Here is a 1133-nt window from a genome sequence, read left to right as displayed (position 1 = left end):
CTGTCCCAGTGGCACGACGCCTTCGCCGCCTGGCCCGAGATCATGACCGCCCTGCAGAAGCCGGACGTCCACCGGGTGCGGGTGGAGCACTGGTCGCGGGTGGTGTCCGGACGGATCGGCGACGGCTTCGTCGACTCCGCCCACCGCCTCGCCCGTGCCTTCTACGACCACGGCGTGCCCGCCTACGCGGTCACCATCTGCCACCACACGGTGTCGCACGGCATCATCCGCGAACTCGGCCTGACGGCGACCGGCGGGCGCCGCTTCGCCCTGTTCGCCGACAGGGGGGCGGCGGAGCGGGCGGCCATGCGCGAAGCGCTGCTGAAGATCACCTGGCTCGACCTCGAGGTGCTGCTGGAGACCTACGCCGCGGCCGAGCGCGAGAGCAAGCGGGCCCTGCTGAACGGCCTCGCCGACACCTTCGAAGGCAGCATCAAGAGCATCGTCGACAGCACCGTCGCCGCCTCGAACGACATGCAGGGCGACGCCCGGCGCATGTCGGAGATCGCCACGGCGACCAGCCGCCGCTCCACCGACATGGCGGCCGCCGCCGAGCAGGCGTCGAGCAACGTCCAGACGGTGGCCGCGGCGTCGGAGGAGCTCACCGCCTCCATCGCCGAGATCAGCCGCCGCGTCGCCCAGTCCTCGCAGATCGCCGGCGAGGCGGTGCAGGAGGCGGCGCGCACCAACGCCACCGTCAACGGCCTCGTCGACGCCGCCCAGAAGATCGACGACGTCGTGCAGCTCATCAACTCGATCGCCAGCCAGACCAACCTGCTGGCGCTCAACGCGACGATCGAGGCGGCGCGCGCCGGCGAGGCCGGCAAGGGCTTCGCCGTGGTGGCGTCGGAGGTCAAGCACCTGGCCAACCAGACCGCCAAGGCGACCGAGGACATCGCCCGGCAGATCGCCGGCATGCAGGCGGCGGCGCGCACCTCCGCCGAGGCCATCAAGGGGGTGGGCGGCACCATCGTCCGCATCGACGAGATCGCCACCACCATCGCCTCGGCGGTGGAGCAGCAGACGGCCGCCACCCAGGAGATCGCCCGCAACGTCCAGCAGGCGGCCCGCGGCACCCAGAGCGTGACCGACACGGTGGGCCACGTGAACGCGTCGGCCTCGGAAACCGGCGC

1 protein-coding gene is annotated in these 1133 nt (G+C 72.1%); it reads left to right on the top strand.

Annotation, left to right across the window (positions count from 1 at the left end):
* A partial coding sequence (locus ACSBPG_RS31910) for a methyl-accepting chemotaxis protein (protein ID WP_435541288.1) occupies positions 1-1133 on the top strand: 1133 nt, incomplete at both ends.

Origin of the sequence: Azospirillum sp. ST 5-10, from assembly GCF_051225715.1 — a bacterium.
Classification (GTDB): Bacteria; Pseudomonadota; Alphaproteobacteria; order Azospirillales; family Azospirillaceae; genus Azospirillum.
Note: the sequence above shows the minus strand (reverse complement) of the source record. Positions and strands in the feature narration are given on the sequence as shown.